This window comes from Candidatus Deferrimicrobiaceae bacterium, from assembly GCA_036504035.1.
Taxonomy (GTDB): Bacteria; Desulfobacterota; Deferrimicrobia; order Deferrimicrobiales; family Deferrimicrobiaceae; genus JANXPS01.
The window spans coordinates 568,997-586,115 of record DASXVV010000006.1 but is presented as its reverse complement, the minus strand read 5'-3'; the positions used below and the strand labels follow the sequence as shown (position 1 = coordinate 586,115).

The following is a 17,119-nucleotide window of genomic DNA, read 5'->3' as shown; positions in this document are numbered from 1 at the left end:
ATAACGGTTCGGGAAGAAGGGTTCGTCAGGCCCCGCCGTCGAGCGTCCGGCGCACCAGCGTCCCCAGCTCCTTGCGCGAGAACGGCTTCTGGAGGAAGGTCACGCCCGCTTCCAGCACCCCCCGCTGGCCGATGACGTTCGCCGTGTACCCCGACATGAAGATGCACTTGAGTCCGGGGCGGAAGCCGATGATCGCGTCGTGCAGCTTCCAGCCGTCCATGCCGGGCATCACGACGTCGGTGAGCAGCAGGTCGATCGCCGTCCCGGGAGAAGAGGCCAGCGAGATGGCCTGCTCGGGGCTGCCGGCCGCCAACACCCGGTAGCCGAGCGATTCGAGCATCCGGGTCGCCATGGTCAGGTTGGCCGTCTCGTCCTCGCAAACCAGGATCGTCTCCGTGCCCCCCGAGACCGGAACCGGCGCGTCGCCACTCCCTGCGGCGGCGTCCTCCCCGGCCACCCGCGGCAGGTAGATCCGGAAGGTCGTCCCGGCCCCGGGCTCGCTGTAGACGTTGATCGCCCCGCCGTTCTGCTTGACGATCCCGTAGACCGTCGCCAGCCCGAGCCCCGTCCCCTTCCCGGGGCCCTTCGTCGTGAAGAACGGGTCGAAGATGCTTTGCAGCTTGTCGCGCGCGATCCCGTGGCCGTCGTCGCTGACCGAGAGAAGGACGTAGTCGCCCGGCACGAAGCCCGGATGCCCGCTGCAGTAAGCGGCGTCGAGCGTGGCGTTGGCGGTCTCGATCGTCACCCGCCCTGCGCCCGTGATGGCATCCCGCGCGTTGGTCGCCAGGTTGGTCAGGATCTGGTCGACCTGCGACGGGTCGATCTTCACCTTCCCGATGTTCCGACCCGGGTTCCAGGACAGGTCGATGTTTTCGCCGATGAGCCGGCGGATCATCTTGAGCACCGACTCAAGGCCCTCGTTGAGGTCGATCACCTTCGGGGCGATCGTCTGCTTCCGCGCGAAGGCCAGCAGTTGCCGCGTCACGTCGGCCGACCGCTCCGCCGCCTTGCCGATCTCCTCAAGATTTTCATGCAGGGTGCTTCCCGGCGCGACCTGGTCCATCGCCAGCTCGGTGCGCCCGATGATGACGCCCAGCATGTTGTTGAAATCGTGGGCCACGCCGCCGGCGAGCGTCCCGATGGCCTCCATCTTCTGCGACTGGACCAGCCGGGCCTGGAGCTGCCGGGTCTCCTCCTCGCTCTTTTCCGCGAGCCGTTGCGCCCGAACCAGGAAAAAGCAGAAGCCGGCGACGAACAGGGTGAACAGGGCGGCGGCGACCGCATTCAGCCGCAGGCGGTGCGTCCACCCGGACAACGCGTCGGACTTGACGGTCGAGATGATCACGACCAGCGGATAGTCGGGCATCGTCCTGTAACTCGCCATCCGCGTCGTCCCGTCCCGGATAGTGACGACCTCGTAGTGGCCGATCGGATTTTTGGCCGCCTCCCGGAAGACCGGGCTGTACCCGCTGATGTCGTCCCCGACAAGTCTTTCGGTCGGGGCGATGCGGACGCGCACGATGTGGTCGTTTCCGGCGATCAGCCCGCTGCGCTCCTCGCCGAGACGAAGGCTGCCATAAACCTTGCTGAAGTAGAAGGGGTCGAGGCCGATCATGACGGTTCCGCCGAAGGAACCGTCCGGCCGGGAGATCCGGCGGCTGAGGAAGAAAGTCCAGCCGCCCGTCGACCGGCTCAGCACCGGCTTGCCGATATGGAGCCCGGCGCCGCGGCCTGCGCGCTGGACCGTAAAATGCTCGCGGTCGCGGATGTTGACCGGGGACTTCAGCGGGACGGCACTGTAGATGATGTCGCCTTCCGGACCCGCGACGGAGAGCTGGACGGCCTGGAGGTCGTCCTTCGTCAGCCGGATGAAATTCCGCATCCCCGGGGATACGATGCCGCCCTTCTCGAACTCGTCTTTCAAGTAGAGGAGCGCGGTATCGGCGGTCCGGATGACCCGGCGGGCGTGCTCCTCGAACGCGACGGCGACGAAGGCGTTTTCATTGCGGACGCGCGCCATCTCCCGGTCGCGGTCGAGACGGGAGACCACGGCGAATCCCGTCCATCCGCCGATGACCAGCAGCAGTCCGAAGATGATCGTGAAGCGTGTCGCGGCGTTGCCCATGATCCTCCCGCCAGGATGTGCCAACACTGACGAGGATTATACCGGTTTCTGCCGGGGCGGCTTGATCCGTGCAAGAATAGGTCATGGCGACGGATGCTTCCACAGCGCGCGACAGCCGCGATCGTGAGGACGCGCAGCCGCTGCGCGCGCTCGCGAACCAGGCCTTTTCGCGCGCCGCCGGCGCGCCGCTCGTCGAAGGAAACGTCCGGCTGCTCAAGGATGCCCGCGAGAACTATCCGGCGTGGCTCGACGCCATCGCCGCGGCCCGCGATCACATCCACTTCGAAAGCTACATCATCCATGCGGACGACGTCGGGAATCGGTTTGCCGACGCGCTGATCGCGAAGGCGCGCGAGGGCGTGCGCGTCCGGCTCGTCTACGACTGGATGGGCGGGCTCGGCAACGCCTCGCGCCGGTTCTGGGACCGGATGCGGGCAGGCGGCGTCGAAGTGCGTTGCTACAATCCGCCCCGTCTTGACAGCCCGCTCGGCTGGCTCTCGCGCGACCATCGCAAGATGATCGCGATCGACGGGCAGGTCGGATTCATCACGGGCTTGTGCGTCGGACAGATGTGGGAAGGCATTCCCGAAAAGCATATCGACCCGTGGCGGGACACCGGCATCTCGGTCCGCGGGGCCGCCGTCGCGGACATCGAGCGCGCGTTTGCACAGGTCTGGGACATGACCGGCAAGCCGATGCCCTTGCAGGAAGCGGACGGCACCGACGCCGCGGCCGGGGGCGGCGACATGCGCCTGCGCGTGGTCGCAACCGTGCCCGCGACGGCGGGAATGTTCCGCGTGGACCAGCTCATCGCCGCGCTCGCCCGGGAGCGGATCTGGCTGACGGATGCGTACTTCGCCGGGACGACCACCTACGTGCAGGCGTTGCGGGCGGCGGCGATGGACGGCGTCGACGTGCGGCTGCTGGTCCCGGGCGGAAGCGATATCCCCATCCTCAAGCCGTTGTCCCGGGCGGGCTACCGGCCGCTCCTGGAGGCGGGGGTCCGGATCTTCGAATGGAACGGGTCGATGCTGCACGCGAAGACCGCCGTCGCCGACGGGCGCTGGGCGCGCGTCGGGTCGACGAACCTCAACCTCGCCAGCTGGTTCGGCAACTGCGAGCTGGACGCAGTGGTCGAGGACGAGGGATTCGGGCAGGCGATGGAGGCGATGTACGTCGAGGACCTGTCGAACGCGACCGAGCTGGTGCTGGATGCGAAGCAAAAAGTGCGCGCGCCGGGCGAGCCGAGGCGGCGGCGGGCGCCGCTGGCCGTCGGCAGCGGGGGCGGAGGCCGGGCGGCCGCCAGCGCGATCCGCTTCGGCAACGCCCTGGGCGCGGCCTTCACGGGCCGGCGGGTGATCGAGCCGGTGGAGGCGCGCATGACGGTCACGGCCGGCGCGGCGTTCCTGCTGCTCGCCCTCCTCTTCGGCTTCTTCCCGCGCGGTCTTGCGTACCCGCTGCTGGCGCTGTTCGTCTGGTTCGGCATCGCGCTGCTTTACCGGGGCTACCGGTTGCGCCGCAGCAGGAAGCGGAAAACAGGATAACTGCCGAATCATGCCGTCGGTCAACCTCAGGAAGGCCGACAGATGGGCGGATTCCAGTAAAGTTTCCGGCGTTTTTTGTCGATAACCCTTGGGAGTTATTTCCCAAATGGAGGAGACTAAATGCCGGGATCGACCCGATCGCTGTACGTGGGTGTCATGCTGCTTGGAGCCCTGCTCTACCAGGGATGTCATTGGGGTGGGAAATCGACGTCCGCCCCCAACCCGGCGACGCCCTTCGCAGTCCTCGCGATGAACAATGGGGCAGGGGCCGAGCCCTATCTCCTGAAAGACAATGTCGCGACGCTCCTCAAGGCGATCTACCCGGGCTCGGGTTCCTCTCCCTGGGGGTTCACCGCCTGCAACGGCAAGATCTATTTCCAGGCCACCGACATCACCGGCGCGGTCGGGATCTGGGTCACCGACGGCACCACGGACGGCACCACCTTCATCAAGCACATCGATCTGCCCCCGCTCGGGTCGATCGTGCCCCAGTTCACCGCCTGCAACGGCAAGATCTATTTCCAGGCCACCGACGGGACGAACGGCTACGAACTCTGGGTCACCGACGGCACCGCGAACGGCACCGCCATGCTCAAGGACATCAACCCGGGCACGGGCGATTCTTCTCCGGGGGAGTTCGCCGTTTACAATGACAAGCTCTATTTCAGCGCCTCCGACGGCACCAACGGGAGTGAGCTCTGGGTGACCGACGGAACCGCGACGGGCACCACCCTTCTCAAGGACATCAACCCGGGCACGAGCGACGCTTATCCCTACGGGTTCACCGGTTACAACGGCAAACTCTATTTCAATGCCTATGACGGCAACAGCTTCGGACTCTGGGTCACCGACGGCACCGTGGCGGGCACGACCATGGTCAAGGACATCAGGGCCACTGAGCTCACTCTCTACAACGGCAAGCTCTATTTCAATGCCAACGGAGGCGAACTCTGGGTCACCGACGGCACCGCGAACGGCACCGCCCTGGTCAAATACATCAACTCGGCCGCGGGGGGGGGCTTTCCCTGGCGGTTCGTCGTTTACAACGGAAAGCTCTATTTCTCGGCCACGGGCCAACCTCTCAACGGCGAACTCTGGGTCACCGACGGCACCGCGGCGGGCACCTCCATGCTGACGGACATCCACCCGGGTGATGGCGCCTACGATCCGGGGTTCACCGTCAACAACAGCAAGCTCTATTTCCAGGCCACGGATCCCACTTCCCCGTCCCTCCAACTCTGGGCCACCGACGGCACCGTGGCCGGCACCACCAAGCTGACAGACTCCGGCGTGGTCTCGTATGTCTCCTATTCGCTCCAGTACGAAGCCCGCAAGTGGCAAAATGCCTACGTATCGGGGGAGCTCGCCAACCTCCCGTTTGGAGCGGCCACGCCTTCCCAAGGATCAATCCTCTGGACCTCCGACGGCACGGCGGCCGGAACGGGAATCTGGGGCGCGGGAACCTACACCTTCTTCGAGTACTACTGGTGACCCGGTAGCGCCGATGTTTCCCCGTCTTTGAAACCTGCATGACTCGACGGAACGCGAGAGGGCTGCCTTCCAGAACAGGAAAGCAGCCCTCTCGTCTTTGGCCTTCCGGTAATATCGCCACCCAGGCCGACCTTGCTCGTCGGGCAGGATTCTCCCGCGCCGGGTAACCCGGGTCTTGGGCATGCTGGATCATGACAGACCCGGATGGAACCGGAGTGTTCTGCGTCAAGCTCCGCCGATCTTTTCGCTATTCGTCCTGATCCAATCGGCCAATGCTTTTTCCGACATCGATCCAACCGCAAGCCGCACCATTGCATCGACCGCGTCGACTTCCGTGGCGACCAGCTGCCATCCGTTCATTTCGAGGAAGATGAATCCCGTCATCAGCGCGACGCGCTTGTTCCCGTCGATAAACGGGTGGTTCCGCGCGATCGCACTTCCGTATGCCGCCGCCAGTTCGACGATCCCGGACGCCTCGCCGTAAACGCGCCGGTTCCGAGGGCTCGCCAAGGCCGAAATCAGCAGACCGGGATCGCGCATGCCGGGAACCCCGCCGTGCTCGGCGATCAGTTCCCCGTGCACGGCGCGAACCGCTGCTTCAGGGACCCAGCGAATCCGGCGCTTCACTTCGAAAGGGCCCTGAGCGCGTTACGATACTTCTTTCGCCCGTGTTCGAACGCCTTCATCGCGTCAGCGAACTCCGGGTCGAACGGGGAAAGCTGTATCCCGTCGGGCGTCTCGGTCACAGCCAACGTGTCCCCCGGCTGAACCCGAAGCCTTGCGGCTACCTCCGCGGGAAAGATGGCTCCCACCGAGTTCCCGATCTTCCGGATCTTCACCGTAACCATGCCATCGCCTCACCCGCGCATCGGAGCCATGACAAGAAAAGGCCCGCGCAGGAAATCCTGTGCGGGCCTTGGAATTTCTGGCTCCCTGGGCGGGTTTCGAACCTGCAACAACCCGGTTAACAGCCGGGTGCTCTGCCGTTGAGCTACCAGGGAACGTTAAAAAGACAGACAAAAAATATAACCCCCGGTCACCCGCCCGTCAAGCAGATAACACGCCCGCGATGCGAAGGATTCCGGGCATCCACCAAACCGCTACCGGCTGAATGCTTATCGCGGGCCGAACCGCTCGCGCAGCGGCGGGCCGAACAGCCGCCAGAAGTAGTCGTCGCGCGTGCGCAGGTACGCCTTGCCCGCCCCCGCCATGTTCTCCCCCGCCAGATGCCCCTGCGCCATCGCGCTGCGCCAGCCGAAATTGAAGCGGCTCTCGTGCGTCGTCTTGTCGTAGAGCTCGGCGCAATCGCCCGCCGCGAAGATGCCCGGCAGGTTGGTCCGCAGCGCGTCGTCGACCAGTACGCCGATGCCCGATTCGACGCCGCTGCCGCGCAGGAACGCCGTGTTCGGGTGGCGCTCGGTGGCGATCACGACCATCGATACGACGACCGGGTCGCCGCCCCGGCTCGGCGTGAGGCGCAGACCGTCGCCCTCCGCGTGCGCCTCGCCGATTCCCGCCCCGTCCAGCACCACGATGCCCGCGGCGCGGGCCGCCGCCAGCACCTCCGCGTCGACCTTGCCCCCTTCGGGATTGCCGAAGCGCGGCTCGCCCGGCTTCATCCAGACGATCGACCGCCCCGCCTTGCGCAGGGAGAGCGCCGTCACCGCCGCCAGGAAGCCGGGGCCGAGCACGGCGACGACGCCCGACGCCGTCGCGCGGTCCCGGATGCGCAGCGCGTTGCCGAGGGAGTCCAGCGCGACGACCTGCGCCTTGAACCCCCGGAGCTTGTGCGGGATCGCCGGCCGGCCGCCGGTCGCGATCAGCAGCGCGTCGTACCGCTCGGTCGTCCCGTCGGAAAATTCCACGGTGCGGGCGCGCGGGTCGAGATGCGTCGCTTTCGCGCAAAGCCGCATCGCGATGCCCTGCTCGGCCAGGTCGGCGGCCTGCGGGTTGACGAGCGTTTCGGGCAGCCGTTCGCCGGAGATCACGTCGGTCAGCAGCGGCCGCAGGTACGGCGCCGCCGCCTCGTCGCCGACGACCAGGATCTCCGCCCCGGCGTCTCGCCCACGGATCGCCTTAGCCGCCGCGATGCCCGCGGGGCCGTTCCCAAGGATCAAGCAGCGCATCGCGTGTCCCCCTTTTGCATTCCGGATCCGGTCACATCCATTTTTTCCGCCTGAAAAACCAGATCATGCCCGCCGTCGCGACCGCCATCAGCAGCAGCACCGCCGGATATCCGTAGCGCCATCCCAGCTCGGGCAGGTTGTACGGCGAGGTCCGGTCGAAATTCATTCCGTAAAGCCCGACCACGAACGACAGCGGCATGAAGATCGTTGCGATGATGGTGAGCACTTTCATGATCTCGTTCATCCGGTTGGACACCGAGGTCATGTATTCGTCGACCAGGCTCGAGGCCACCTCGCGGTAGGTTTCGACCATGTCGAGCACCTGCACCGTGTGGTCGTAGCAGTCGCGCAGGTAGGTCTTCGTCCCCGGGGCGATCAGCCCCGACTCGTCGCGGATCAACTCGTTTATCGCATCGCGGGCGGGCCAGGAGGCGTGGCGCACGTCGAGCAGCAGCCGCTTCAGGTTCCGGATCTCGCGGAACGTGTCGGGCACCGGCTCGGCGAGCACCTTGTCCTCGAGGAGGTCGACGAGATCCCCGATCTTCTCGAGCGCGGGGAAAAAGGAGTCGATGACCGCGTCGCAAAGCGCGTAGGCCAGGAGATCGGCGCCGCTGGAACGGATCGCTCCCGCCGCCTTGCGAAGCCGCTCGCGCACCGGCTCGAACGCGTCGCCCGGGCGCTCCTGGAAGGTGACCACGACGCCGGGCGCCAGGAACATGCTGACCTGCTCGGGCGGCTCCGGGTAGCGGAACTCGCGGAGCACGATCAGCCGATGCCCCTCGTAGCTGTCGACTTTCGGGCGCTGCGGCACGTTGAGGACGTCCTCGAGCGCGAGGCGATGAAAATGGAACCGGTCGCCGATCGCCTGGACGACGGCCGGGTCGCCCAGCCCGCAGACATCGATCCACAGGACGCCGTTCCCGGGCGGGGCGAGGGTCGCCACCTCCGAAACGGGCAGCGTCCATTCGCGATAGTCGTGCTCGTCGTAGGCGATCGCGGACAGCGAGACCGGGCACAGCGCTGCCTCGGCGTGCGCCGTCAGCGTTCCCGGCATGGTGCCGGGCTTCTGCCATCGTTTCCTGCGCCTGTGGGCCAATCTTTTTGCTTTCGCCTCCCGCGCTTCCCGCAACGGTTCTTCCGGATACTTTACCGCAGATGACCTCGGAAGAGGGCGGCCCGCCCGCTCACTTTTCCCGCATGTTGGCGATCTCCCGGTCGAGCGCCCGTATCTCGACGGCGAGCGCGTCGCGGTCGGCCTGGAGCTTGCGTTTGTCGCGCACGCCCCGGTCGACGAACGTTCGGCTGTCGCGCTTGCGATCCTGCGCATAACGCAGCGAGTTGCGCTCGGAGGCGATGCCGGCGTTGACCGACGTGATCTGGCTGGTCAGCCGGTCGTAACCGGCGCGGTCCTTGCGCGGCAAGGCATCGCGTTGCGCCTGCAGCTCGTTGCGCTGGTCGGTAAGGTCGTCGATGCGCTGCTGGGACCGGGCGATGTCCTGGTCGGCGCTGTCGTCACGCCATTGGGCCCGGTCGGTCTCGTCGGCGAGGCCGCGATCGGCGTCCACGATCCAGCCGTCGATCTTATCCTTCTGCGCCACGAGACGCGCCCGGCGGGCCAGCAGGTCGTCCAGCTTCTTCCCGGTTTCGGCCCGCTTCACCTCGGCCTGCTCCCGACGCAACGTCTTCTGCTGCTCGGCGGCCATCTTCCGCATCAGCCTGTGGGTGGTCTTGTCGGCCTTGAGCGGCTGGATGGCCATCCCGGTTCGGATCGCATCGTAATCGTCGGGGGCCAGAGGAGCGCTCCAGAACCGCAGCGGAAAGATCTCGACTGGAAAGACAGGGATCGTGTGTTCGGCGTCGATCACCACCTCGAAATCGCTCTCGGGCGTGACGCCGTTGTCGGCACCGATAGAGATGGAGACCGAGCGCGCATCATCGTTCTTCAAGTCGACGGTTAGTCCCGCCGCGAATGCGCCGGATGCGAAAAACAGGATCGCCGCGGCCGGGATCAGGGCGGCGATGTGAAGTCGGTTCATGGCTTTTCCTCCTGCCTGGAACGAAGAATGCTTATATAATAAGAATAAACCCGCCAGGCGGTTGATCGTTCCCCGAAAGGATATGTTGTGGCCACGCAAGAATTCATCCCTAAATGGGTTGCATGGGAAACCACCCAGCGCTGCAACCTGCGCTGCGTCCATTGCCGATGCTCCTCCGACATGACCTCCTCCGAAGGCGATTTCACCACCGAAGAGGGCAAGAAGCTGCTGAAGGAGATCGCCGACTTCTCCAAGCCGGTCGTCGTGCTCTCCGGCGGCGAGCCGCTGATCCGCAAGGACATCTTCGAGCTGGCGTCGTACGGCACGTCGCTCGGGCTGCGGATGTGCATGGCGTCCAACGGCGCCCTCGTCACCGACGAGATCTGCGAGAAGATGAAGGCGTCCGAGATCAAGATGGTGTCGCTCTCGCTCGACGGCTCCACGCCCGAGCTGCACGACAACTTCCGCCAGTGCCCCGGCGCCTTCGCGGGCGTCGTCAACGCGGCCGAGAAATTCCGCAAGCACGGCATCAAGTTCCTGATCAACTCGTCGTTCACCAAGCGCAACCAGCATGACATCGCCGCCACGTTCAAGATGGCCAAGTCGCTGGGCGCCACTGCATGGTACATGTTCATGATCGTTCCGACCGGCCGCGGCGAGGAGATCATGTCCGAGCTGATCTCCAAGGACGACTACGAGGAGATCCTCGAGTGGCACTACCAGCAGGAGAAGCTCGAGGACGAGATCCTCATGCGCCCCACCTGTGCGCCCCACTACTACCGGGTGGTGCCGCAGCGCGCCAAGGCCGAAGGGGTCAAGTTCGAGCGGCGCTCGCTCACCTTCTCGACCGGCGGCGGCAAGGGCTGCATCGCGGCCCAGACCATCTGCCTGATCGACTGCTTCGGTAACGTCAAGCCCTGTTCTTACTTCCACCGGTCGGCGGGCAACGTCAAGACCACGCCGTTCCGAGAGATCTGGGAAAACTCCGAGATCTTCAAGGAGCTGCGCGACTTCAAGGCCTACAAGGGCAAGTGCGGCGAGTGCGAGTACCTCAACGTCTGCGGCGGATGCCGCGCCCGGGCCGACGCCGTCACGGGTGATTACATGGAAGAGGAACCGTTCTGCAACTACGTGCCGATCAAGACGCGCAAGCGGCTCGAGGCCGAGGGGAAATAACCCCGCCGAATCGCCTGATAAAGATCCGATGACAACCTATAGATCCGGAGAGATGACGACGATGAGCGACTACCGTTTCCTGAAGGCCTGCCGGCGCGAGCCGGTCGACATGACCCCCGTGTGGCTGATGCGCCAGGCCGGACGCTACCTGCCCGACTACATGAAGGTCCGCTCGAAGGTGTCGTTCCTCGAGCTGTGCAAGACGCCCGAGCTGGCCGCCGAGGTGTCGATCCAGCCGGTCGACGTCCTGAAGGTCGACGCCGCCATCCTCTTCTCCGACATCCTGACGCCGATCGAACCGATGGGGCTCAAGCTCGATTTCGTCCCGGGCCCGGTCTTCGAGCATCCCGTGCGCACCATGGCCGACGTCGATGCGCTGATCGTCCCCGACCCCGAGGAAGGCGTGCCCTACGTGATGGAGACGATCAAGATGCTGCGGCGGGCGCTTGAAGGCCGTGTGCCGCTCATCGGCTTCGGCGGAGCGCCCTTCACGCTCGCCTGCTACATGGTCGAGGGGAAGGGCTCCAAGGATTTCGCCTGGATCAAGAAGATGATGTACGCAGCCCCCGACGTCTACGCGGCGCTGATGGACAAGATCACCGCGATGGACACGCGCTACCTCAACGCTCAGATCAAGGCGGGCGCACAGGCCATCCAGATCTTCGATACGTGGGGCGGCGTCCTCTCCCCGTCCGACTACGCGCACTTCGTGCTGCCCTACACGCAGCGGCTGATCGGCGGGCTCGAGGCCAAGGACGTCCCCGTCATCCACTTCGTCAAGGGCGCCGGCACGATGCTCGACATCGTGGCGCAGGCGGGCGGCGACGTCATGGGGCTCGACTGGCACATCAACCTGGGCAAGGCGCGCGACATCCTTGGCGACAAGATGGCCGTGCAGGGCAACCTCGACCCGACGGTGCTCTTCGCGCCGAAGCCGGTCATCGAGCGGGAGGTGCGGCGCGTCCTCGACGAGAACGCCGGGCGCCCGGGCCACATCTTCAACCTCGGGCACGGCATCCTGCCGACGGTTCCGCCCGAAAATGCCATCGCCATGGTCGAAGCGGTGCACGCCCTCAGCAGTTGACCGACACCGCGGTACGCAAGAAGACCGGCGTCGTCCTCCTCAACATGGGGGGGCCGGACACGCTGTCCGCCGTCCGCCCCTTCCTCGCGAACCTGTTTTCCGACAAGGAGCTGATTCGGCTTCCCGCGGCCTTCCTCACCCAGCCGATCTTCGCCTGGCTCGTGTCGGGCTTCCGGGCGCGCCACGTCCGTAAATATTACGCCGACATCGGCGGCGGCTCCCCCATCGCCCGGATCACCGGAGATCAGGCGCGCGCGCTCGAGGCCGCCCTCGCCGCCGGCTCTGCCGGCGACCGCGACTTCCGGGTCTACGCGGGGATGCGCTACTGGCACCCGCTGGCGAAGCACGCGGTGCTTCAGATGATGGGGGACGGGATCACCGAGGTCGTCGCGCTGCCGCTCTACCCGCACTACTGCGCCGCCACGACCGGCTCCAGTCTCAACGACCTCAAGCGCTGGATGCGCTGGGCGGGATTCTCCGTACCGCTCCGGGAGATCCGCTCCTACCCCGACCATCCCGGGTACGTCGCCGCGATGGCGGGAAAGATCACCGAGGCGATCCGCGGGGTCCCAACCGACGGGATGCACCTTCTTTTCAGCGCCCACGGCGTCCCGCAGGCGTTCATCGACGGGGGCGACCCTTACGAGGCCGAGATCAGGCGATGCGTATCCGCCATCGGCACCTGGTTCCCGGGCATCCCGCGCTCGATCTCGTTCCAGAGTCGGGCGGGACGCGCGGTCTGGCTCGGCCCCGACACGATCGACGAAACGAAGCGGTTGGCGGCGGCGGGCGTCAAGACGCTGGTGGTCGTGCCGGTCAGCTTCGTCTCCGAGCACATCGAGACGCTGCACGAGCTCGACATCCGCCTCCGGGCCGACGCGGAAGCCGCCGGCATCGCCCGCTTCATCCGCACCCCCACGCTCGGCGATGACCCGGCGTTCATCGCCGTCCTTCGTGATATCGTCTTTCGGGAAATTCAGGGGAGGTAACGCTCATGCCGCGCATCGCTATCGTCGGGGCCGGAATCTCGGGCCTTTGCACCGCCCATTATCTCGTCCGGGAGCTGTCGGCCGCCAAGCGCGACGCCGAGATCCTCATCCTCGAAACGGAGGATGTCCCCGGCGGCAAGATGCGCACGGTCCGGCAGGACGGCTTCAACATGGAATGGGGCCCCAACGGATTCCTGACCAACAAGCCGTATTCGCTCGAGCTCGTCCGCGAGTTGGGTGCCGAAGACCGGCTGGCGCGTTCCTCCGACCTGGCGCGCAAGCGCTTCATCTTCTCGGGCGGCATGCTCCACCGCCTGCCCGAATCGCCCGGCGCCTTCCTCAAGTCGAAGCTGATGACGACCGGCGGCAAGCTGCGCATCTGCATGGAACCGTTCGCCAAGCCGCCCTCCCGGATGATCGAGGACGAGACGCTGGGCGATTTCGCCCGGCGGCGCCTGGGTCCCGAGGCGCTCGAGAAGCTGCTCGACCCGATGGTCACCGGCATCTTCTGCGGCGACCCCGAGCGAATGTCGCTCAAAAGCTGCTTTCCCACGATCCACGACATGGAGATGAAGTACGGAAGCCTCGTCAAGGGGATGCTCGCGATCCGGCAGGAGAAGCGGCGCAAGGGCGTGAAGCAGGTGATGTCGGCCGGCCCCGGCGGCGTCCTCACCTCGTTCGACGAAGGGGTGCAGGTGCTGGTCGACCTCCTGTCCGCCGAGCTGGCCGAAGGGCTGCACACCGGCGTGTCGGTCGACCGGATCGAGCGCAAAGACGGCCGCTTCCGGATCTCGGTGACCGAGCGCGGCAAGCAGGACGAGATCCTGGCCGACGCGGTGGTCGTCTCGACGCCGGCTTACGCGGCGAGCGCGCAGCTCTCCCGGCTCGACCCCTCGATGGCGGACGCCCTCGCCTCCATTCCCTACGCGCCCGTCTCGGTAGTCGCGATCGGCTACGACAAGGCCACGCTCGAGAACCCGCTCGACGGCTTCGGCTTCCTCATCCCGCGCAAGGAACAGCGCAAGATCCTGGGCGCGCTGTGGGACTCGAGCGTGTTTCCCAACCGCGCACCGCAGGGCAAGGCGCTGATCCGCGCCATGGTGGGCGGCGCCCGCGCTCCCGAGCTGGCGTCGATCCCGGCCGCCGAACTGGTCCGGATCGTCCGCCAGGAGTTCCGCGACATCATGGGGATCGGGGCCGAGCCGGTGCTGGGGCGCGTCTTCTTCCACGAGAAGGGGATCCCGCAATACTTCGTCGGCCACGCCCGGCTGCTCGACCGGATTGACGCGGCGCTCGCGGCTTTCCCGGGGCTCTATCTCAACAGCAACGCCTACCGAGGCGTCTCGCTCAACGACTGCGTCCTGCAGTCGCGCCTCGCCGCGCAACGGCTTTGCAAGGAGCTGGTGTAAAGTCGTGTCCCTCGATCAACTTCGGGGGTATTAGCGCCGCAGCCGCTTGAACTGCATCCGGTGCGGCTGGTCGGCCGCGACGCCGAGCCGCTTCTTGCGGTCTTCCTCGTAATCCTGGAAATTCCCCTCGAACCACACCACCGAGCCGTCGTCCTCGAACGCCAGCATGTGCGTCGCGATCCGGTCGAGGAACCAGCGGTCGTGCGACACGACCACCGCGCAGCCCGCGAAGTCGACCAGCGCCTCCTCGAGCGAGCGGAGCGTGTCGACGTCGAGGTCGTTGGTCGGCTCGTCGAGCAGGATCAGGTTGCCGCCGGTCTTGAGCAGCTTCGCCAGGTGTACCCGGTTCCGCTCCCCGCCCGAGAGGTCGCCCACCCGCTTCTGCTGGTCGGAGCCCTTGAAGTTGAACGCGGCGCAATACGCGCGCGACGCCACCTTGCGCTTGCCCAGCTCGATCGTGTCGGCCCCTCCCGAGATCTCCTCGTGGACCGTCTTCGACGGGTTGAGCGCATCACGCGACTGGTCGACGTAGGCGATCTGCACGGTCGGGCCGATCTTGATCGTGCCGGAATCCGCCGTCTCGAGCCCCGTCAGCATCCGCAACAGCGTCGACTTCCCCGCCCCGTTGGGCCCGATGACGCCGACGATGCCGCCCGGCGGAAGCCGGAAGCCCAGGTTGTCGAAGATGACCCGGTCGCCGAACGCCTTCGACAGCCCCTCGGCCTCGATGACCAGGTCGCCCAGCCGCGGCCCCGGCGGGATGACGATCGAACCCGCCTCGTACTTGTCGAGCTGCTCCTCGTTCAAGAGCTTCTCGTACTGGTTAATGCGCGCCTGCCCCTTGGCGTGGCGCGCCTTGGTCCCCATCCGGATCCACTCGAGCTCGCGCGCGAGCGTCTTGCGCCGGGTGACCGCGGACTTCTCTTCCTGGGCGAGCCGCTCTTCCTTCTGCTCGAGCCACGAGGAGTAGTTGCCCTCCCAAGGGATGCCGCGCCCCCGGTCGAGTTCGAGGATCCAGCCGGCCGCGTTGTCGAGGAAGTAGCGGTCGTGCGTGACGGCGACCACGGTGCCGGGATATTCGACGAGAAACCGTTCGAGCCAGGCGACCGACTCGGCGTCGAGATGGTTGGTCGGCTCGTCGAGCAGCAGGATGTCGGGATGCTGGAGCAGCAGCCGGCACAGCGCCACGCGGCGTTTCTCGCCGCCCGATAGCGGCCCTACGATCGCGTCGGCAGGCGGCAGGCGCAGCGCGTCCATCGCGATCTCGAGACGGCGGTCGAGCTCCCAGGCGTCGGCCGCGTCGATCGCGTCCTGCAGCTTCCCCTGCTCGGCGAGCAGCTTCTCCATCTCGTCGTCGCCCATCGGGTCGGCGAACTTCTGGCTGATCTCCTCGAAGCGGTCGAGCAGCGCGCGCGTTTCGGCCACGCCCTCCTCGACGCACTGCTGGACGGTCTTTTCCGGATCGAGCTGCGGCTCCTGCGGCAGGAAGCCTACCGAGATGCCGGGCGCAGGCGCTGCCTCGCCCAGGAATTCCTTGTCCACCCCCGCCATGATCCTGAGCAGCGTCGACTTGCCCGCGCCGTTGAGGCCCAGGACGCCGATCTTCGCGCCGGGGTAGAACGAGAGCCAGATATCCTCGAGGATCATCCGCTTGGGCGGGACCACCTTGCCTAGCGCCTTCATCGTGTACACGTACTGGACGGCCATATCGAAAACTCCTTCGGGAGATGGATTACGGGAGAGAAACTATACCATCACCGGTAATGCCGGTACGTGTTGACCGCGGTCAGGCAGAGCGCGAGCCAGGCGACACCGGCGGCGATCGCGCCAAGAACGTCGCTCAGGTAGTGGGCGCCCAGGTACATCCGGCTGAAGGCGACCAGGAGCACCAGCACGATCGCGACGAGGACGGACCGGATGCGCCAGCGCCAGCTCCGCAGCGACGCGGCGGCAAAGGCGGCCAGCAGCCCGAACAGCAAGGTGGCCGCCATCGTGTGCCCGCTCGGGAAACTGTAGCCGGAGAAGATCTGGACGGGATCCTCGAAGACGGGACGGCTGCGGTGGAAGGCCGTCTTCAGCAGGAGGTCGAGGAGCATCCCGCCGGGCAGCACGATCACCAGCGCCAGCAGCCGAATCCAGCGGCGACGCCACAGAAGGACCAGTGCCGCGATCGTGGCGATGCCGGACACGCCGGCCGGCGATGCGAGGGCGGTGACCCCCTTCATCAACAGGAGCAGGTCCGGCGTGGTGCGCGCGTGGAGCCACAGGGCGACGCTCTGATCGACGACGGTCAGCGGGTCGCCTTCCACGACGTCCTCGGCGATGCCGCCGAACAGCCAGGAGGCCGCGACGAGTAGCAGCACGCCTAGCGTCAGCTCGAGCCCCATGAAGCCCTCCGGCGAGAAGCGCGACCGCAGGAACGCCAACTGGGGCTCAAAGCGACGACGCAAGGCGACCGTTTTGGGGTGATCGACCAACGCCCGCCAGCGGCGGGTAACATCGTCCTCGTGCCGCAACAGCCAGCGCCAGCCCCATTCCAGCGCGATCGCAAGGAGGATGGCACCGCCCACGATCTCCCCGGCGCGCCCGGCCCATTTCGCCACCACCCGCCAACTGGCGCCCGCCAGGGTGCCAAGTGCAACAAACGCCGCCGCCCAGGCGACGCACCCCGCCGCATTGAAGAGGAGGAAGCGCCGATAACGCATGCGGGACGCCCCCGCGAAGAAGGGCATCAGCGCCCGCATCAGATGGGTGAAGTGGCTGACGAACACGGCCTTCCCGCCGTGACGACCGATGAAGCCGCTGACGCGGTCCAGCTGCGCCTGCCGGATACCGAGCCATCGTCCGTGCCGCAGCAGCCAGTCGAGCCCCAGCGTCCGCCCCAGCTCGTAGCCGACGCTGTCACCGACGATGGCGGCCAGCGAGATCACGGCGACGAGCAGGACGGGATCGTAGACCCCCTGCCCGGCGAGGAACCCTCCGAAGAGCACCAAGCTCTCCCCCGGCATGAATAGCCCCACGATGGCTTGGCATTCCAACGCCACGACGACGAAGAAGACCAAGTAGCCCCAGGGTCCGACGAACCCCGCGATGTCGATCAATCGGTCGAGCATGCCTCCCCGATGGTATCAGAGCCGCG

At 66.3% G+C, this 17,119-nt stretch carries 14 protein-coding genes and 1 tRNA gene; 6 read left to right on the top strand and 9 right to left on the bottom strand.

The genetic code is table 11. The annotated features are described in order from the left end of the window. Window positions 1–25 precede the first annotated feature (25 nt). Entirely contained in the window at window positions 26–2,125 is a 2,100-nt protein-coding gene (locus tag VGK27_03980; GenBank protein ID HEY3489268.1) for an ATP-binding protein, read from the bottom strand. A gap of 83 nt (window positions 2,126–2,208) precedes the next feature. On the opposite strand from VGK27_03980, the gene VGK27_03975 reads away from it, so the two are divergent. Both VGK27_03975 and VGK27_03970 read left to right on the top strand, forming a co-directional pair. After that, window positions 2,209–3,669 (top strand): phospholipase D-like domain-containing protein, encoded by a 1,461-nt coding sequence (locus tag VGK27_03975; GenBank protein ID HEY3489267.1) that lies wholly within the window; start codon window positions 2,209–2,211, stop codon window positions 3,667–3,669. A gap of 120 nt (window positions 3,670–3,789) precedes the next feature. Beyond that, the gene (locus VGK27_03970) at window positions 3,790–5,160 is read left to right on the top strand and encodes an ELWxxDGT repeat protein (GenBank protein HEY3489266.1); all 1,371 of its coding nucleotides are present in this window, start codon (window positions 3,790–3,792) and stop codon (window positions 5,158–5,160) included. 225 nt (window positions 5,161–5,385) lie between these two features. Here the strand turns inward: VGK27_03970 and VGK27_03965 are convergent, their stop codons facing one another. From VGK27_03965 to VGK27_03940, 6 genes are all read right to left on the bottom strand, one after another. Further along, window positions 5,386–5,787 carry a type II toxin-antitoxin system death-on-curing family toxin gene (locus VGK27_03965; protein ID HEY3489265.1) on the bottom strand — a complete coding sequence of 134 codons (402 nt, stop codon included), beginning with the start codon at window positions 5,785–5,787 and terminating at the stop codon, window positions 5,386–5,388. Next, entirely contained in the window at window positions 5,784–6,008 is a 225-nt protein-coding gene (locus VGK27_03960; protein HEY3489264.1) for an AbrB/MazE/SpoVT family DNA-binding domain-containing protein, read from the bottom strand. The genes VGK27_03965 and VGK27_03960 overlap by 4 nt, the downstream gene beginning before the upstream one ends. A gap of 78 nt (window positions 6,009–6,086) precedes the next feature. After that, window positions 6,087–6,161: transfer RNA gene (locus tag VGK27_03955), tRNA-Asn, on the bottom strand. A gap of 114 nt (window positions 6,162–6,275) precedes the next feature. Then, the gene (locus VGK27_03950) at window positions 6,276–7,286 is read right to left on the bottom strand and encodes an NAD(P)/FAD-dependent oxidoreductase (protein ID HEY3489263.1); all 1,011 of its coding nucleotides are present in this window, start codon (window positions 7,284–7,286) and stop codon (window positions 6,276–6,278) included. Between the two features lie 31 nt (window positions 7,287–7,317). Next, window positions 7,318–8,382 carry a magnesium/cobalt transporter CorA gene (gene corA / locus VGK27_03945; protein ID HEY3489262.1) on the bottom strand — a complete coding sequence of 355 codons (1,065 nt, stop codon included), beginning with the start codon at window positions 8,380–8,382 and terminating at the stop codon, window positions 7,318–7,320. Window positions 8,383–8,470: 88 nt separating this feature from the next. Beyond that, a complete protein-coding gene (locus tag VGK27_03940) occupies window positions 8,471–9,322 on the bottom strand; it encodes a hypothetical protein (GenBank protein ID HEY3489261.1) in 852 nt (283 codons plus the stop codon). Between the two features lie 87 nt (window positions 9,323–9,409). On the opposite strand from VGK27_03940, the gene VGK27_03935 reads away from it, so the two are divergent. The 4 genes from VGK27_03935 to hemG are packed head-to-tail and all read left to right on the top strand — an operon-like array spanning window position 9,410 to window position 13,980. Further along, complete coding sequence (locus VGK27_03935; GenBank protein HEY3489260.1) at window positions 9,410–10,498, top strand: radical SAM protein; 1,089 nt, start codon at window positions 9,410–9,412, stop codon at window positions 10,496–10,498. Between the two features lie 52 nt (window positions 10,499–10,550). After that, entirely contained in the window at window positions 10,551–11,582 is a 1,032-nt protein-coding gene (gene hemE, locus VGK27_03930; GenBank protein HEY3489259.1) for a uroporphyrinogen decarboxylase, read from the top strand. After that, window positions 11,579–12,571, top strand: coding sequence for a ferrochelatase (gene hemH, locus VGK27_03925; GenBank protein ID HEY3489258.1), 993 nt, complete (start codon window positions 11,579–11,581; stop codon window positions 12,569–12,571). The genes hemE and hemH overlap by 4 nt, the downstream gene beginning before the upstream one ends. 5 nt (window positions 12,572–12,576) lie before the next feature. Then, the gene (hemG, locus tag VGK27_03920) at window positions 12,577–13,980 is read left to right on the top strand and encodes a protoporphyrinogen oxidase (protein ID HEY3489257.1); all 1,404 of its coding nucleotides are present in this window, start codon (window positions 12,577–12,579) and stop codon (window positions 13,978–13,980) included. A 30-nt stretch (window positions 13,981–14,010) separates the two neighbouring features. On the opposite strand, the gene ettA is transcribed toward hemG, so the two are convergent. Together ettA and VGK27_03910 are read right to left on the bottom strand one after the other, a co-directional pair. Further along, window positions 14,011–15,687 (bottom strand): energy-dependent translational throttle protein EttA, encoded by a 1,677-nt coding sequence (gene ettA / locus VGK27_03915; protein ID HEY3489256.1) that lies wholly within the window; start codon window positions 15,685–15,687, stop codon window positions 14,011–14,013. 47 nt (window positions 15,688–15,734) lie between these two features. Further along, entirely contained in the window at window positions 15,735–17,093 is a 1,359-nt protein-coding gene (locus tag VGK27_03910) for a bifunctional DedA family/phosphatase PAP2 family protein (protein HEY3489255.1), read from the bottom strand. Between the last annotated feature and the right edge of the window lie 26 nt (window positions 17,094–17,119).